The following is a 14,581-nucleotide window of genomic DNA, read 5'->3' as shown; positions in this document are numbered from 1 at the left end:
CGCACGCTACCTAATCCAGTCGAGCGAGCGCCTGGCCCAATCGCACCGGCGATTCCGCCTTCAGCTCGGGTGCAAGCGTCGCCACCCCCGGCGGCAGCAGCACGATCACGGTCGAGCCGTAGTTGAACCGTGCCATCTCCGCGAACCGATCCAGCGTGATGCCCTTGCCACGGTAGTCCTTGCGGGTGATTGCGGTGCCGTAGGCGGGGATCTCCTCGCCGCTCCATACGGTCTCCACGCCGGAGACCAGCAGCGCACCGACCATCACCGACACCATCGGGCCGAAGTCGGTGTCGAAGTGGCAGACCAGGCGCTCGTTGCGGGCGAACAGGCGCGGCACGTTCGCCACCGCATCGGTGCCCACGCTGAAGAGGCGGCCGGGCACGTGCACGGTCTCGCGCAGTGTGCCGGTCCACGGCATGTGCACGCGGTGGTAGTCGCGCGGCGACAGGTAGACGGTGGCGAACAGGCCGTTGCGGAACGGCTCCGCGTCAGCGGCATCGCCCAGCAGTTCGGCGGCGGTGAACGACTGGCCCTTGGCCTGGAAGATACGGCCGTCCTCGATGGGGCCGCACTGGCTGATGTGGCCGTCGGCCGGCATCAGCAGCGCGCGCGGATCGGGATCGGCCAGGCGCGCGCCCGGCTTCAGCGCACGGGTGAAGAAGGCATTGAAGCTGGGATAGGAACGCGGATCGGGATTCGCGGCCTCGCCGAGGTCCACGTTGAACTTCTTCGTCACCGTGTCGATCAGCCAGCGGCTGGTGCCCGGCGACGTGGAGTACGCCAGCCGGCGCGCCAGCGACGACAGCAGGCGGTGTGGCAGGACGTAGGTCAGCGAGGTCAGCAGGCTCATTTCGTCGACGCCTCGGTCAGTACGCGCATGTCGGTCGCGATCGCCTTGGGCTGGAACGGCGGGCGGATCAGGCCGGCCAGCCGGCCCTGCGGATCCAGCACGGCGATCGCCGAGGAGTGGTCCATGCTGTAGTCGTTCGGGTTCTGCTCGAAGCCGTCGCCCGGCACCTTCATGAAGACGAAGCCCAGTGATTTGGCGAAGTTCTCCAGCGTCGGAACGTCGGCCGTGGCCGCCATCGTGTCGGGATGGAAAGCGTGGGCGTACTCGCCGATGCGGGTGGGCGTGTCGCGCTCGGGATCCACCGACACGAACAGCACGCGCGGGCGGGTGGAGTCCGGCAGGTCCTTCCACTGCGCCTGCGCCTGGGCCAGTTCGGCCAGCGTGGTCGGGCACACGTCCGGGCAGAAGGTGAAGCCCAGGAAGACCAGCGTCCAGTGGCCCTTGAGCTCGCCATCGGTCAGCTGGGTACCGTCGGACTGGCGCAGCGAGAACGGCGGCAGCGGCCGTGTCTGCGGGAACAGGGTGACGGTCTGCGTGGCCGGCCAGACGGTGGCGGGCGTGACCGGGCCGAAGAATTTCTGTGCGGCCAGCAGGCCCAGGCCGGCGGCGAGCGCCAGGACGAGGATGAGGCCGATCTTCTTGTTGAACATGCGCTGGGGATTCCCACGATGGAGGGGCGCGGCCGTCGGGGCCGGGGCCGCATGGGCGCGGCGGGAGTCGGCCATGATACCGGGGCAGCCCCTATAATCGGCGGCCTTCGCCGTTCCGGCGTCTTCACAAGCCTTGCCATGACCGCCGACGTCGCCGCCGAACTGCACACCATCATCGACCTGATCCGCTACGGGGCCAGCCGCTTCAACGCCGCCGGCCTGACTTTCGGCCACAGCTACGACAACGCGCTGGACGAGGCCTCGCACCTGGTGCTGCACACGCTGCACCTGCCGCCGGACCTGGGCCCCGCCTATGGCCAGGCGCGCGTGACGGGTGCCGAAAAGGCACAGGTGCTGGCGCTGTTCGAGCGCCGCGTCAACGAGCGCATCCCGGTCGCCTACCTGACCGGCGAGGCCTGGTTCGCCGGCCTGAGCTTCAAGAGCGACGCGCGCGCGCTGGTGCCGCGTTCGCCGATCGCCGAGCTGATCGAGGCCGGCTTCGAGCCCTGGCTGGGCGGCCGCGAGGTCAATCGCGCGCTGGACCTGTGCACCGGCTCCGGCTGCATCGCCATCGCGATGGGCCACTACAACCCCGACTGGCAGGTCGATGGCGTCGACATCAGCGACGACGCGCTGGCACTGTCGGCCGAGAACAAGGCGCGCCTGCTGGCCGACAACGTGCAGTTCCTCAAGTCCGACCTGTTCGCCGGGCTGACCGGTCGCCACTACGACCTGATCGTCACCAACCCGCCCTACGTCACCAACGACGAGACCGATGCGCTGCCGAAGGAGTACTCCTTCGAACCGGAACTCGGTCTGCGCGCCGGCGACGACGGCCTGGATCTGGTGCTGAAGATCCTGCGCGATGCGCTGCTGCACCTGAGCCAGGACGGCCTGCTGATCTGCGAGGTCGGCGAATCCGAGCGCGCGCTGGTCAAGCTGCTGCCGGACGTGGAATTCGCGTGGATCGAGTTCAAGGTTGGGCAGATGGGCATCTTCGCGGTGGAATGCGCCGAGCTGATCCGCCACAACGCCCGCATCACCGAACTCGCCGCCGCCCGAAAATGAGGCTGCGCGCCACGCGCGGTGCGCGTGGCGGTTGCGCCTGCAACCGTCGCGGCCGGCGTTGGCGCGCTGCACAATAGGGCGGCCGGCATGCGATCCTTCGACGCCCGGCACCGGTAGGTCCACCCGCGGAGCGGCGCTTGAGCAGCAACAGTTTCGGAAAACTCCTCACGGTCACCACGTTCGGCGAATCGCACGGGCCGGCGATCGGCTGCGTGATCGACGGCTGTCCGCCGGGGTTGGAAATTGCGCCCGAGGAATTCCGCCACGACCTGGAGCGTCGCGCCACCGGCAAGTCGCGGCACACGTCCGCCCGCCGCGAGGCCGATGACGTCGAGATCCTCAGCGGCGTGTACGAAGGCCGCACCACCGGCACGCCGATCGCGCTGCTGATCCGCAACACCGACCAGCGCAGCAAGGACTACGCCGATATCGCACGGCAGTTCCGTCCCGGCCACGCCGACTACACCTACTGGCAGAAGTACGGCATCCGCGACCCGCGCGGCGGCGGGCGTTCGTCCGCGCGCGAGACCACGGTGCGCGTTGCCGCCGGCGTGATCGCCAAGAAGTGGCTGCTGCAGCGGTACGGCGTGCACGTGCGCGGCTACCTGTCGCAGCTCGGGCCGATCGTGCCGGACGGCTTCGACTGGGAGGCGGTGGAAGACAACCCGTTCTTCTGGCCCTGCGCCGCGCAGGTGCCGGCGCTGGAAAGCTACATGGACGCGCTGCGCAAGTCGGGCGATTCCATCGGCGCGCGCGTCAATGTCGTCGCCGACGGCGTGCCCGCCGGCTGGGGCGAACCGATCTACGGCAAGCTCGACGGCGACCTCGCCGCCGCACTGATGAGCATCAATGCGGTGAAGGGCGTGGAGATCGGCGACGGCTTCGGCGCCGTCACCCAGAAGGGCACCGAACATCGCGACCTGATGACGCCGGACGGCTTCCTGTCCAACCATGCCGGCGGCATCCTCGGCGGCATCTCCACCGGCCAGCAGGTCACCGCCTCCATCGTGCTGAAGCCCACCTCCAGCCTGCGCCTGCCGGGCGCCACGGTGGACGTGGACGGCAACACGGTCGATGTCATCACCACCGGTCGCCACGATCCCTGCGTCGGCATCCGCGCCACGCCGATCGCCGAGGCGATGATGGCGCTGGTGCTGATGGACCAGGCGCTGCGCCATCGCGCGCAGTGCGGCGATGTCGGCGACGTGCCGCCGCAGGTTCCCGGCAGCATCGATGGCTGAGCCGCGACCGCGCGTCTGGGTGTCGCAGCCGCTGTTCGACGACATCGTCGGACGGTTGGCGGCGCATTTCGACGTGCAGTCGACGGCCGCGGTCAGCGAACACACGCCCCAGGCCATCGCCGACGCGCTGCGCGACAGCGCCGGCGCGCTGGTGACGCTGAACGAACGGATCGGCGCGCAGGAAATCGCCGCCGCCACGCAGCTGCGCGCCATCGCCAATGTCGGCGTGGGCTACAACAACCTGGATGTCGCCGCGCTGACGCGGGCCGGCATCGTCGCCACCAACACGCCGGACGTGCTGACCGAGACGACGGCCGACTTCGGCTTCGCCCTGCTAATGGCGACCGCGCGCCGCATCACCGAGGCCGAGCGCTGGCTGCGCGACGGCCACTGGCAGCAATGGTCGTTCGGCACGCTGCTCGGCGCCGACCTGCACGGCAGCACGCTGGGCATCGTCGGCATGGGCCGGATCGGGCAGGGCATCGCGCGGCGTGCGCGCGGCTTCGACATGCGCGTGCTGTACCACAACCGCAGCCGCCTGCCGGAGGCCGTCGAGCGGGAGTGCGGTGCAGACTACGCCAGGTTCGACGAGGTGTTCTCGCGGGCAGACCACGTGATGCTGGTGCTGCCGTACTCGCCGCAGGTCCACCATCTGGTCGATGCGGCGGCGCTGGCGAAGATGAAGCCCACCGCCACGCTGGTGAACATCGCGCGCGGCGGCCTCGTCGACGAGATCGCGCTGGCCGATGCGCTGGCGAACGGCCGCCTGGCCGCCGCCGGCCTGGACGTCTACGAGGACGAACCTGCGGTCCGCCCCGAACTGCTCGCGCTGCGCAACGTGGTGTTGACGCCGCATATCGCCAGCGCCAGCCTCGCCACGCGCCGGGCGATGGTCGCGCTGGCGGTGGACAACCTGATCGCCGCGCTCGGCCAAGGCCCGGATGCCGGCCATCCGCCGACGCCGGTCAATCCGGACGTACTGTCCGCCGCCGCCAAAGCCATCACCGCCAAACGACAGGGAGCCTGAGGCACGTCCGCAGGTTCCCCGAGCACAGCCTTCTCCTGTCTGCTGTCTTCACTCCCTCTTTTGCGAACATCATCCATGAGCAACCAGAACCGTAGCTTCAACGTCGCCGTCGTGGGCGCCACCGGCGCCGTCGGCGAAACCATGCTGTCCATCCTCGCCGAGCGGAATTTCCCCGTCGGCAGGCTCGTCGCGCTGGCGTCCGAGCGTTCGGCGGGCACCAGCGTCGAATTCAACGGCGAAAAGATCACCGTGCAGGACCTGGCCACCTTCGATCCGGCCGGTATCGACATCGCGCTGTTCTCCGCCGGCGGCGGCATCTCCAAGGAATTCGCGCCGAAGTTCGCGGCCGCGGGCGCCGTGGTCATCGACAACTCCTCGGCCTTCCGCTACGACGCCGACATCCCGCTGGTGGTCAGCGAGGTGAATCCGGAGCAGGTGCAGAACCGCCCGCGCGGCATCATCGCCAACCCGAACTGCTCGACCATGCAGATGCTGGTGGCGCTAGCGCCGATCCACCGCAAGGTCGGCATCGAACGCATCAACGTGGCGACCTACCAGTCGGTCTCGGGCGCGGGCCGCTCGGCGCTGGAGGAACTCGGCCGCCAGACCGGCGCGCTGCTGAACTTCCAGGATCCGGACCCGCAGCGCTTCCCGGTGCAGATCGCCTTCAACCTGATCCCGCACATCGACGACTTCCTGGACAACGGCTTCACCAAGGAAGAGATGAAGCTGGTGTGGGAAACCCGCAAGATCCTCGGCGACGACAGCATCCAGGTGAATCCCACCGCGGTGCGCGTGCCGGTGTTCTACGGCCACTCCGAGGCCGTCGCCATCGAGACGCGCGAGAAGATCTCCGCCGCCGACGCCCGCGCGCTGCTGGAGGCCGCGCCGGGCGTGGAAGTGGTGGACGAGCGCGCGCCGGGCGGCTATCCGACGCCGGTCACGCATGCCTCCGGCAACGACGCCGTGTACGTCGGGCGCATCCGCGAGGACCTCTCGCATCCGCGTGGCCTGAACCTGTGGATCGTGTCCGACAACATCCGCAAGGGCGCGGCCCTGAATGCCGTGCAGGTGGCCGAGCTGGTGGCGAAAAACGGCTGAGCCGCTATAGTCGTGGCCGGGAAAACTTGGGGAAGGCCGTGAAACCGAAGCACAGACCTCGGACGGCAAGACTCCACCTGGCCGGCATGATCGGGCTGGGGCTGGCGTTGCTGAGCAACGCCGCCCTGGCGCTCGGCCTGGGGGAGATCAGGGTCAAATCGCAACCCGGCCAGCCGCTGCTGGCCGAAATTCCGGTCATTTCCAGCGAGCCGGGCGAACTCGAACAGCTGCGCGCGCGCCTGGCGTCTCCGGTGACGTTCGAGCGGGTCGGCCTGCCGCGCCCCGAGGGCCTGGTCAACGAACTGGATTTCGCCATCGCGCTGGACGATGCCGGGCGCCCGGTGGTGCGTGTCACCAGCCGCACGCCGGTGGACGTGCCGGCGGTGAATTTCCTGATCGAGGTGGACTGGGGCCAGGGCCGGCTGGTGCGCGAGTATTCGGCGCTGGTCAGTGCGCCGGGCACGCTGGCGGCCGCCGGACAGCCGGTCATCGATGCGCCCGCTGCGGCGCCGACGGACATCATCGAGCGTCCGGTCGGGCCGGTCGCCACCGCCTCGGCAGAACCGGAACCGGCACCCGAATCGACGCCTCAGGCCGCGCCGGACGTTCCCGCGCGTCCTGCCCCGACGCCGGCCGCGGTGGCAACGCCGGCACCTTCCGTCGCGCCGGGCGATACGCTGGCGCCGGTGCGCCGTGGGCAGTCGCTGTCGCAGATCGCCGCGCCGCTGGCGCGCGAGCAGGGCTACACGCTGGACCAGGCGATGGTGGCGCTGTTGCGGGCCAATCCCGAGGCCTTCATCAACGGCAACGTCAACCTGCTGAAGCAGGGCGCGGTGCTGCGCGTGCCCGAGTCGGCGGATGCGCAGACCATCCTGGAGAGCGAGGCCGCCGCCCTGGTGCGCAGCCAGATCGCCGAGTGGCGCAGCGCGCGCGCGCCGATCCCGCAGCCGGCGGCCGTGGTGGAACCGGTGGCGCCCTCCGCACCGGCGTCGCGCGCCCCCGCCGTGGCGGAGGCACGGCTTGAAATCGCACCCGCGGCCACGAGCACGACGGGTTCTGGAACGCAGTCCGGCGTCAGCGCCGGCGGTGAGGGCGAGATGTTGGCGAACGAACAGTTGCAGCAGTCGAAGGAAGACCTGGCCGCGCGCGAAGCCGAGGTGCAGGAACTGCGCTCGCAGGTGGCGGAACTGGAAAAGCTCAAGGCCCAGCAGGAGAAGTTGCTGGCCATGAAGGACAGCGACCTGGCCGCCGCGCAGCAGCGGCTGGCGCAGAGCAACGGCAGCGATGGTGGCGTGCCGGTCTGGGCGTGGGCGGGCTTCGGTCTGCTGTTCGTGGGTGCGCTGGCCTGGGGGTTCGCCCAGCGCCGCCAGCGCGTATCGCCGGCACCGGTGCCGCGCAACCCGGTGTTCGGCAAGGCGCCCACGGAGAGTCGCGCCGCCGAGCTCGCCGCGGTGATGCCGCAGGCCACGCCCGCAGCGGAACCCGAACCGGCGCGCACGCCGAGTCCTGTCCTGCAGCCTGCCGTTGTCGTGCCGCAGGCGGCAGCGCCCAGGCCGGCACCGAAGGCCGCGCCTGCGCCGGCGCCTGGACCCACCTGGCATGCGGGCGGCAGCGCCGCACCGGTCACTCCGGTCGCGTCGCCGCAGGCACCCGCTGGTCGCGATCGCCTGGAACTGGCGGTGGCCTACCTCGATCTCGGCGACGTGGCGACCGCGCGCGACCTGTTGAACGAAGTCGCTGCCGGCAACGATGCGATCGCACGCGACGAAGCCCTGCAGCTGCTGCGCGATATCGGCTGACAGGCAGGGAGCGATGCAGTGACGCGCTACGCGCTGGGCGTCGAATACGACGGCAGCGAATTCAAAGGCTGGCAACGACTGACCAAGTCCGGCACGCCGGACGACACCACCGTGCAGGCGGCGCTGGAAGCCGCACTGTCGTCGGTCGCCGATGCGCGGGTGGATACGATCTGCGCCGGCCGGACGGATGCCGGCGTGCACGCGCAGTGCCAGGTGGTGCATTTCGACAGCGACGTCCCCCGCATGCCGCGCAGCTGGCTGCTCGGGGCGACCGCGCATCTGCCGCCTGCGGTCTGCGTGCGCTGGTGCCAGCCGGTGGCGGACGACTTCCATGCGCGGTTCTCGGCACGCGCGCGGCGCTACCGCTACACGCTGGTCAACCGGCTGGCGCGGCCGGCACTGGAGCGGCAGTACCTGAGTTGGGAGCGGATCCCGCTGGATGCCGATGCCATGCACCGTGCCGCGCAGGTGCTGCTGGGCGAAAACGACTTCGGCGCGTTCCGTACCGTGCATTGCCAGTCGCCGCATGCGATGCGCAATCTGCACGCCATCTCGGTGAGCCGTCAGGGCGAGCGGGTCATCGTCGAGGTGCAGGCCAACGCTTTCCTGCACCACATGGTCCGCAACATCGTCGGCTCGCTGCTGGTGGTGGGGCGCGGCGAGCGGCCGGAAGCCTGGATCGGCGAACTGCTCGCCGGCCGCGACCGGACCGTGGCCGGACCGACCGCGCCGCCGGACGGGCTGGTCTTCGTCAGTCCGCTGTATCCGGCCGCCTGGAACCTGCCGTCGGAAGTGACCCTGCCCGACGCCATCGGCTGAGCCGGCGGGTTACCCTTCCGCCATGCACACGCGCATCAAGTTCTGCGGGCTGACCCGCGCCGAAGACGTCCGCCTGGCGGTCGAGCTGGGCGTGGACTACGTCGGCCTGGTGTTCGCGCCGCACAGCCCGCGCCGGCTGCTGCTCGGGCAGGCGCGCATGCTGCGCGACCTGGTGCCGGAGGAGATCGCCGTCGTCGCGCTTGTGATGGACAACACGCGCAGCGATGTCGAGCACATCGTCGAATCGCTGCAGCCGGACCTGCTGCAGTTCCATGGCGGCGAAGACGACGCGTTCGCGACCTCGTTCGGTCGCCCGTACTGGAAGGCGATCGCCATGGGCGGGCAGGACGACAGCGTGTTCGCCAGCCTGTCGGCGTATCCCGGCGCGCACGGCTTCCTGTTCGACGGCCATGCGGCGGGCGAGCAGGGCGGCAGCGGGCAGCGTTTCGACTGGCGGCGCATGCCGACCTCCACCGACAGGCCGTTCCTGCTGGCGGGCGGTCTGTCGCCGCAGAACGTCGCCGTGGCCCTGCGCACCGCGCGGCCCTGGGGCGTGGACGTGTCCAGCGGCATCGAATCCGCGCCCGGCACAAAGGATGCGGAGAAGATGCGGCGCTTCGTCGAGGCCGTTCGCGACGCCGACGACCGCCGCGGCTGATCTCAGGCCAGCCTGTCGCGCAGCCAGGTCGCCAAGGCCGGGATGCGTGCGTCCGGATTGCCCCGGCGTGCGCACAGCGCCCATGTCCCTCCGGTATCCACGAAGCCCCACGGCGCGAGCAGGCGTCCGCTGTCCAGGTCGGCCTGCACCAGTTCCTGCGGTGCGATCGCCACACCCAGCCCGGCGACGGCCGCTTCCAGCAGGTAGGTCAGGTGATCGAAGCCCGCGCCCAGACGCAGTGTCGAAACGTCCAAGCCATGAGTCTGGAACCAGCGCGGCCAGGCCTGCGGGCGGGACGCCGTGTGGAGGACGTGCTCGCCCGCCAACGCGCCCGGCGCCGCCTGCGCGAGCGTCGCGGCACCGGCAAAGCGCGGGCTGACCACGGGGCCGATCCGTTCCGGCCCCAGCGGATGCACGTCCCACCCCGCCGGCCAGGGCGCTTCGCCGACCAGCAGGGCCGCATCGAGTCCGGTCAGGGCATCGTCGAAGCCGCCTTCCTGCGCCGACAGGTGCACGGTCAGCGTCGGCAGGTCGAGGGCCAGCCGCTCCAGCCGCGGGATCACCCAGCGCGCCAGCAGGCTGCCCGGGCAGCCCAGGACGAAGGCCGACGGCTGCCGGTCCCGCTGCATCGCCGTCCAGCCGGACTGCAGGGCCGAAAACGCGTCGCCTGCCAGATCGCGCAGCCGCAGGCCGTCGGCGGTCAGCGCCAGGCCGCGACCCTCGCGCACGAACAGCGGACGTCCCAGCGCTTCTTCCAGCGTGCGCACATGCCGACTGACCGCGCCGTGGGTCACATGCAGCTCGCCGGCGGCCCGGCTGAGGCTGCCCAGCCGGGCGGCGGCCTCGAAGGCACGCAGGGCGTTGAGCGGGGGCAGGGGGCGCGACATGGCGTGAGTTTAAATCACGGGTTGGTGATATTCCATCAGTTTTGCGGCCAGCACCTGTGCGATAGAGTGACGGCTCATCCGCTTCCGTCCGTCCGCCATGAGTGCACCCGCCGATTACCACGCCTATCCCGACGCCCGGGGCCACTTCGGCCGGCACGGCGGCCGCTTCGTGGCCGAGACCCTGATCGGCCCGTTGCAGGCGCTGTCGGCCGCCTATGACGCCGCGCGGGTCGATCCGGCCTTCATCGCCGCCTTCGACAAGGATCTGAAGCACTACGTCGGCCGGCCCAGCCCGATCTACCACGCCGAGCGGCTGAGCCGTGAGGTCGGCGGCGCGCAGATCCTGCTCAAGCGCGAAGACCTGAACCACACCGGCGCGCACAAGATCAACAACACCATCGGGCAGGCGCTGCTGGCCAGCCGGATGGGCAAGAAGCGGATCATCGCCGAGACCGGCGCGGGCCAGCACGGCGTGGCCAGCGCCACCGTCGCCACCCGGCTGGGCCTGGAATGCGTCGTCTACATGGGCGCCACCGACATCGAGCGGCAGAAGATCAACGTCTACCGCATGAAGCTGCTCGGCGCGACCGTGGTGCCGGTCACCAGTGGCTCGGCCACGCTGAAGGACGCACTGAACGAAGCGATGCGCGACTGGGTGACCAACGTCCACGACACCTTCTACATCATCGGCACCGTCGCCGGTCCGGACCCGTACCCGCGCATGGTGCGCGACTTCAACGCCGTGGTCGGGCGCGAGGCGAGGGCGCAGATGCTGGCCGACTACGGCCGCCTGCCCGATGCCATCACCGCCTGCGTCGGCGGCGGCAGCAATGCGATCGGCCTGTTCCACGCCTTCCTCAACGACCCGGGCGTGCGCATCGTCGGCGCCGAGGCGGCGGGCGACGGCATCGAGACCGGCCGCCACGCCTCGTCGCTGTCGGCCGGACGCATCGGCGTACTGCACGGCAACCGCACCTACGTGATCTGCGACGACGACGGGCAGATCATCGAAACGCATTCCATCTCCGCCGGCCTGGACTATCCGGGCGTCGGGCCGGAGCACGCCTTCCTGAAGGACAGCGGGCGCGCGGAGTATGTCGGCGTCACCGACGAGGAAGCGCTCGCGGCATTCCACCGCCTGACCCGCACCGAGGGCATCCTGCCGGCGCTGGAATCCAGCCACGCCGTCGCCCAGGCGATCAAGCTGGCGCGCGAGCTGCCCAAGGACCAGCTGGTGCTGTGCAACCTGTCCGGCCGTGGCGACAAGGACGTGCACACCATCGCCGCACGCGAGGGGATCAGCCTGTGAGCCGTTTCGAATCGAAGTTCGCCGACCTGAAGTCCAGCGGACGCAAGGCATTGGTGCCGTTCATCACCGCCGGCGACCCGTCGCTGGAGTCCACGGTGCCGGTGATGCATGCATTGGTGGACGCGGGCGCCGACGTGATCGAACTGGGCGTGCCGTTCTCCGATCCGATGGCCGACGGGCCGGTCATCCAGCGCAGTTCCGAACGCGCGCTGGCGCGCGGTGCCGGCCTGCGCTACGTGCTGGAGGCGGTCGAGGTGTTCCGCCAGCAGGACGATGGCACGCCCATCGTGCTGATGGGCTACCTGAACCCGGTCGAGATCCACGGGGCCGAACGGTTTGCCCGCGAGGCGGTGGCCGCCGGCGTCGACGGCGTGCTGCTGGTCGACCTGCCGCCGGAAGAAGCCGAGGAGACCCGTGCGGTGTTCGACCGGGAAGGGCTGGCCCTGATCGCGCTGGCGTCGCCGACCACCTCGCCGGAACGCCTGCGGATGCTGTGCGACACCGCCCAGGGCTACCTCTACTACGTCAGTTTCGCCGGGGTGACCGGCGCCTCCGACCGGTTGGACACGGCCGCGGCCGGCGAACGGCTGAAGCAGCTGCGGGCCGGGTCCCGTGCGCCGGTGGTGGCCGGCTTCGGCATCAAGGACGCCGACAGCGCCCGCGCGATGGCCGCCGATGCCGATGGCGTGGTGGTCGGCAGCGCGCTGGTGGCCGCCCTGGCCGAAGCCGGTAACGACGCCCCCGCGCGCGCTGCGGCCTTCCTGGCCCCACTGCGCGCGGCGCTGGACGCCTGATCCTCCGTACGGCTGTGCATGGACGACTGAGCTAAACTGCCGCGCTAATCCATTGGGCCCCTCCGGGGCAGGCAGCAAGACCACGCATGAGCTGGCTCAGCAAACTGATGCCGTCGGGCATCCGCACCGAAGGCAACGCAGGCAAGAGCAAACGCAGCGTCCCCGAGGGGCTGTGGGAAAAATGCGACCGCTGCGGCGCGGTGCTGTACCGGCCGGAGCTGGAAGAAAACCTGGAGGTCTGCCCGAAGTGCAGCTTCCACATGCCCATCCGCGCCCGCGCGCGCCTGGCGGCGCTGTTCGACCCCGGCAGCACCCGTGAGATCGGCGCATCGCTCGGCCCGACCGACGTGCTGAAGTTCAAGGACCAGAAGAAGTACGCCGACCGCATCAAGGCCGCGCAGAAGAGTACGGGCGAGCGCGACGCGCTGATCACCCTGCAGGGCACGCTGAAGGGCCGCGACCTGGTCGCCAGTTCCTTCGACTTCGCCTACATGGGCGGCTCGATGGGCTCGGTGGTCGGCGAGCGCTTCTCGCTGGGTGCGGAGAAGGCGCTGGAAATCGGCTCGCCGTTCGTGTGCTTCTCCGCCAGCGGCGGCGCGCGCATGCAGGAGAGCCTGTTCTCGCTGATGCAGATGGCCAAGACCTCGGCCGCGCTGGCCAAGCTGCGTGAGGCCGGCCTGCCCTACATCTCGGTGATGACGCACCCCACCACCGGCGGTGTGTCGGCCAGCTTCGCCATGCTGGGCGACATCAACCTCGCCGAACCGGAAGCGCTGATCGGCTTCGCCGGCCCGCGCGTGATCGAGCAGACGGTGCGCGAGACGTTGCCGGAAGGGTTCCAGCGTTCGGAGTTCCTGCTGGCGCACGGCGCGGTGGACCAGATCTGCGATCGCCGCGAGATGCGTGACCGGCTGGCCGACCTGCTGGCGTTGATGATGCGACAGCCCAAGCCCGCAGACAGCGAACTGGTGACCGCATGAGCCGCAAATACTTCGGTACCGACGGCATCCGTGGCCGCGTCGGCACCAGCCCGATCTCCGCCGATTTCGTGTTGCGCCTGGGCAATGCCCTGGGCCGCGTGCTCTGTGAGAAGGCCGGCGATGCGCGCCCGGTGGTGGTGATCGGCAAGGACACCCGCATTTCCGGTTACATGTTCGAAGCCGCGCTCGAGGCCGGCCTGGTCGCCGCGGGCGCCGACGTGCAGCTGATGGGGCCGATGCCGACGCCTGCGGTCGCGTTCCTCACCCGCACGCTGGGTGCGGATGCCGGCATCGTCATCAGTGCGTCGCACAACCCGCATTACGACAACGGCATCAAGTTTTTCTCGGCCGAAGGCGAAAAGCTGGACGATGCCACCGAAACGGCGATCGAGGCCGCGCTGGATGCACCGTTCTTCACCGCCGAATCCGACAGGCTGGGCAAGGCGATCCGCACGCGCGACGCGGTCGGCCGCTACATGGAATTCTGCAAGGCCAGCGTGCCGCGCCGCTTCGACCTGAAGGGCATGAAGCTGGTGCTGGACTGCGCGCACGGCGCCACGTACCACATCGCGCCGCTGCTGTTCCGCGAACTGGGCGCGGACGTCATCACCATCGGTGCCGAGCCCAACGGCATCAACATCAACGATGGCGTCGGCTCGATGCATGTGGAGAGCCTTGCCGCCAAGGTGCGCGAGACCGGTGCCCACCTCGGCATCGCCTTCGATGGCGACGGCGACCGCGTGCTGATGGCCGACGCCGATGGCGTCCCGGTGGATGGCGACCAGCTGATCTACCTGCTGGCGCGCGACTGGCAGGCCAGCGGCCGCCTGCGCGGCCCGGTGGTGGGCACGCTGATGACCAACTACGGTCTCGAGCGCGCGCTGGGCAAGCTGGAAATCCCGTTCGTCCGCACCAAGGTGGGCGACCGCTACGTGCACCAGGCGCTCGTGGAGGGCAATGCGGTGCTCGGCGGCGAGGCCTCGGGCCACCTGTTGTGCCTGGACCGGACCACGACGGGCGACGCGATCATCGCCGCGTTGCAGGTGCTGGAGGCCCTGAAGCGCCGCAAGGTGACCCTGCGGGGCGCGCTGGACGGCCTGACGATGCTGCCGCAGAAGACCATCAACGTGAAGCTGGCCAACGGCGCCAGGCCCACCGAAGCCCCCAGCGTGCAGGCCGCGCTGGTGCAGGCGCAGGCGGCCGTGTCCGGCCGTGGGCGCGCGTTCCTGCGTCCGTCCGGTACCGAGCCGGTGGTGCGCGTCACCGTCGAAGCCGACGACGACACCCTGGTGAAGACCACGCTGGAGACGCTGGCCGAGGCCGTGCGCGCCGCTGCGGCGGCTTGAGCCGGATCAATGCATCACCGGTGCGGTGATGGTCCCATGACCTGCCGCA

The 14,581-nt window shown here is 70.0% G+C and carries 14 protein-coding genes; 11 read left to right on the top strand and 3 right to left on the bottom strand.

Going from position 1 to position 14,581, the window contains the following annotated elements; all coding sequences use genetic code 11:
* Positions 1-10: 10 nt before the first annotated feature.
* Both asd and VGN58_RS10960 read right to left on the bottom strand, forming a co-directional pair.
* On the bottom strand, positions 11-853 hold the full coding sequence (gene asd / locus VGN58_RS10965) for an archaetidylserine decarboxylase (RefSeq protein WP_327483268.1): 843 nt from the start codon (positions 851-853) through the stop codon (positions 11-13).
* Positions 850-1,503 (bottom strand): SCO family protein, encoded by a 654-nt coding sequence (locus tag VGN58_RS10960; RefSeq protein WP_327483267.1) that lies wholly within the window; start codon positions 1,501-1,503, stop codon positions 850-852. The genes asd and VGN58_RS10960 overlap by 4 nt, the downstream gene beginning before the upstream one ends.
* A 138-nt stretch (positions 1,504-1,641) precedes the next feature.
* On the opposite strand from VGN58_RS10960, the gene prmB reads away from it, so the two are divergent.
* From prmB to VGN58_RS10925, 7 genes are all read left to right on the top strand, one after another.
* The gene (gene prmB / locus VGN58_RS10955) at positions 1,642-2,571 is read left to right on the top strand and encodes a 50S ribosomal protein L3 N(5)-glutamine methyltransferase (protein ID WP_327483266.1); all 930 of its coding nucleotides are present in this window, start codon (positions 1,642-1,644) and stop codon (positions 2,569-2,571) included.
* A gap of 137 nt (positions 2,572-2,708) precedes the next feature.
* On the top strand, positions 2,709-3,812 hold the full coding sequence (gene aroC, locus VGN58_RS10950) for a chorismate synthase (protein WP_327483265.1): 1,104 nt from the start codon (positions 2,709-2,711) through the stop codon (positions 3,810-3,812).
* Positions 3,805-4,839, top strand: a complete 1,035-nt coding sequence (locus tag VGN58_RS10945) for a D-glycerate dehydrogenase (protein WP_327483264.1) — start codon at positions 3,805-3,807, stop codon at positions 4,837-4,839. Before aroC ends, VGN58_RS10945 begins: the two co-directional genes overlap by 8 nt.
* 75 nt (positions 4,840-4,914) lie before the next feature.
* A complete protein-coding gene (locus VGN58_RS10940; RefSeq protein WP_327483263.1) occupies positions 4,915-5,940 on the top strand; it encodes an aspartate-semialdehyde dehydrogenase in 1,026 nt (341 codons plus the stop codon).
* 38 nt (positions 5,941-5,978) lie between these two features.
* Entirely contained in the window at positions 5,979-7,739 is a 1,761-nt protein-coding gene (locus VGN58_RS10935; RefSeq protein ID WP_327483262.1) for a FimV/HubP family polar landmark protein, read from the top strand.
* Positions 7,740-7,757: 18 nt separating this feature from the next.
* Entirely contained in the window at positions 7,758-8,558 is an 801-nt protein-coding gene (gene truA / locus VGN58_RS10930) for a tRNA pseudouridine(38-40) synthase TruA (protein ID WP_327483261.1), read from the top strand.
* Between the two features lie 22 nt (positions 8,559-8,580).
* Positions 8,581-9,216 carry a phosphoribosylanthranilate isomerase gene (locus VGN58_RS10925; protein ID WP_327483260.1) on the top strand — a complete coding sequence of 212 codons (636 nt, stop codon included), beginning with the start codon at positions 8,581-8,583 and terminating at the stop codon, positions 9,214-9,216.
* A gap of 2 nt (positions 9,217-9,218) precedes the next feature.
* Here the strand turns inward: VGN58_RS10925 and VGN58_RS10920 are convergent, their stop codons facing one another.
* Positions 9,219-10,103, bottom strand: coding sequence for a LysR family transcriptional regulator (locus tag VGN58_RS10920; protein ID WP_327483259.1), 885 nt, complete (start codon positions 10,101-10,103; stop codon positions 9,219-9,221).
* Between the two features lie 97 nt (positions 10,104-10,200).
* Between VGN58_RS10920 and trpB the strand changes: the two genes are divergently transcribed.
* From trpB to glmM, 4 genes are all read left to right on the top strand, one after another.
* Positions 10,201-11,412, top strand: coding sequence for a tryptophan synthase subunit beta (trpB, locus tag VGN58_RS10915; protein WP_327483258.1), 1,212 nt, complete (start codon positions 10,201-10,203; stop codon positions 11,410-11,412).
* The gene (gene trpA / locus VGN58_RS10910; RefSeq protein WP_327483257.1) at positions 11,409-12,206 is read left to right on the top strand and encodes a tryptophan synthase subunit alpha; all 798 of its coding nucleotides are present in this window, start codon (positions 11,409-11,411) and stop codon (positions 12,204-12,206) included. The genes trpB and trpA overlap by 4 nt, the downstream gene beginning before the upstream one ends.
* A gap of 86 nt (positions 12,207-12,292) precedes the next feature.
* Positions 12,293-13,186: an acetyl-CoA carboxylase, carboxyltransferase subunit beta gene (accD, locus tag VGN58_RS10905; RefSeq protein ID WP_327483256.1), complete on the top strand. Its 894-nt coding sequence runs from the start codon at positions 12,293-12,295 to the stop codon at positions 13,184-13,186.
* The gene (glmM, locus tag VGN58_RS10900; RefSeq protein ID WP_327483255.1) at positions 13,183-14,532 is read left to right on the top strand and encodes a phosphoglucosamine mutase; all 1,350 of its coding nucleotides are present in this window, start codon (positions 13,183-13,185) and stop codon (positions 14,530-14,532) included. The genes accD and glmM overlap by 4 nt, the downstream gene beginning before the upstream one ends.
* Positions 14,533-14,581 lie beyond the last annotated feature (49 nt).

This window comes from Pseudoxanthomonas sp. (assembly GCF_035999195.1).
Classification (GTDB): domain Bacteria; phylum Pseudomonadota; class Gammaproteobacteria; order Xanthomonadales; family Xanthomonadaceae; genus Pseudoxanthomonas_A.
Note: the sequence above shows the minus strand (reverse complement) of the source record. Positions and strands in the feature narration are given on the sequence as shown.

Bases quoted from the DNA above. Each gene is read 5' to 3' on its own strand.
- asd (WP_327483268.1), bottom strand. From the start codon at position 853: ATGAGCCTGCTGACCTCGCTGACCTACGTCCTGCCACACCGCCTGCTG.
- VGN58_RS10960 (WP_327483267.1), bottom strand. From the start codon at position 1,503: ATGTTCAACAAGAAGATCGGCCTCATCCTCGTCCTGGCGCTCGCCGCC.
- prmB (WP_327483266.1), top strand. From the start codon at position 1,642: ATGACCGCCGACGTCGCCGCCGAACTGCACACCATCATCGACCTGATC.
- VGN58_RS10945 (WP_327483264.1), top strand. From the start codon at position 3,805: ATGGCTGAGCCGCGACCGCGCGTCTGGGTGTCGCAGCCGCTGTTCGAC.
- VGN58_RS10940 (WP_327483263.1), top strand. From the start codon at position 4,915: ATGAGCAACCAGAACCGTAGCTTCAACGTCGCCGTCGTGGGCGCCACC.
- VGN58_RS10925 (WP_327483260.1), top strand. From the start codon at position 8,581: ATGCACACGCGCATCAAGTTCTGCGGGCTGACCCGCGCCGAAGACGTC.
- VGN58_RS10920 (WP_327483259.1), bottom strand. From the start codon at position 10,103: ATGTCGCGCCCCCTGCCCCCGCTCAACGCCCTGCGTGCCTTCGAGGCC.
- trpB (WP_327483258.1), top strand. From the start codon at position 10,201: ATGAGTGCACCCGCCGATTACCACGCCTATCCCGACGCCCGGGGCCAC.
- accD (WP_327483256.1), top strand. From the start codon at position 12,293: ATGAGCTGGCTCAGCAAACTGATGCCGTCGGGCATCCGCACCGAAGGC.
- glmM (WP_327483255.1), top strand. From the start codon at position 13,183: ATGAGCCGCAAATACTTCGGTACCGACGGCATCCGTGGCCGCGTCGGC.